This is a genomic window from Bacillus sp. 05T31, from assembly GCF_056396725.1.
Genome location: NZ_JBFTMA010000895.1, coordinates 1 through 1,425 on the forward strand (window position 1 = coordinate 1; position 1,425 = coordinate 1,425).

A 1,425-nucleotide genomic window follows, 5' to 3' on the forward strand; every position below is an offset into this window, starting at 1 on the left:
ATTCAATACCACTTAACATATCAAGAAGCTAGTTTTTTATATACAACTTCAAATGTCCTCATTAGCAAGAATCTGTATATTATAATCATAATATAAAAACTAAATACAAATTTATTAATATACATATCTGTATTGTTTATAGACATAAATAATACATTGTTCATATTACCTAGTGACATACAAATAACTAAAACAAYATAAATATATATAGCTTCTAAAACTATTAGCTTTTTACAAATTAACATGTTTTTTAATGAATACAAGTTGTACAATTCACGGATATTACCTACTAAAACCCCCTTTATAAAAGCTAAACTGAGAATAAATATTGCAACATTTATTACTACTGAAAAATTAAAAATTAACATTATCATTATCATTAAACTTGTATAAATTAATACATATGTTAAAAATTTATTCATTTATGGTGTCGTCACTGTTGTTGACCAACCAGCTCCAACAATCTCTTTTCCAAGTTTTACAGATTTAAGTCCCTGAGAAACAGCATATCCAACTGCTCCAGCTGCAAACACGCTAATAGCGGCAGCGGCACCTGCAGCTGCTCCGTTCATTTTACGAACTTCTGGTCCGAATTTCACTGTTATACCAACCCAACCTCTTTTTTGAATTCCAAATTTATTATCCATTCCTGTCATCTCACTAGTCATTCTAGTTAATAAATCTACCTCTTCAACAGAAAAGTCTAATTCGTTTAAAGCTTTGACTCTATCGAATACTACTTTACCATTATCATCAAACTTAAAATAATTTTCTATATTCTCAAACTGATCTGCTTTCCCTGCAAAAGTACCTCCATTATCAACGACACTCAAATGTTCAATTTCCGATACTTTATTAAAAGTAACAGTATCTCCAACTATCGGTGAAAATGTTGGTTGAACTGCCACTTCTCTATTTTCCTCTGCAAAAGCAGATGAAGTTGGTGCTACAGCAGTAAAACCGATTGATAAAGCTAAAGCTACAGAACTTACTTTAAAGATATTTTTTTATGTACCATATGAACCCCTCTGATGTATGAATTACATTTTTTTACTAAATAACCAAATCTTATTATTAATAGAATTTGATTACAAGTCTAGTTATCTATGTATTTTTCTGATAAAATTACCTTGTAAATAAATGGGAACTTAATGAAGTTTATAATTAGGTACATGTAAATATTTAGAAGAATTAATATGATTTGAAATCGAATAACTTGTTACAGTAATTCTATATATAACATATGGTTATCAAGTCGGCGGAGAGCACCTTTAAGTAGCTTTTCTTTATATAATATAGATTAGAACCCTATTTCTCATTAAACAAAAATAACTTAGTATAGTAAAATAATATTTTTATAAGAGTCCAATACATATTATTAAAATTAAGATGGTTCAAGTCGGCGGAAGACACCTGAGGGTGTCT

At 28.9% G+C, this 1,425-nt stretch carries 1 protein-coding gene; it reads right to left on the reverse strand.

The genetic code is table 11. The annotated features are described in order from the left end of the window. Window positions 1-422 precede the first annotated feature (422 nt). Window positions 423-908: a hypothetical protein gene (locus AC1DJR_RS29645; protein ID WP_429686555.1), complete on the reverse strand. Its 486-nt coding sequence runs from the start codon at window positions 906-908 to the stop codon at window positions 423-425. Window positions 909-1,425: the final 517 nt, after the last annotated feature.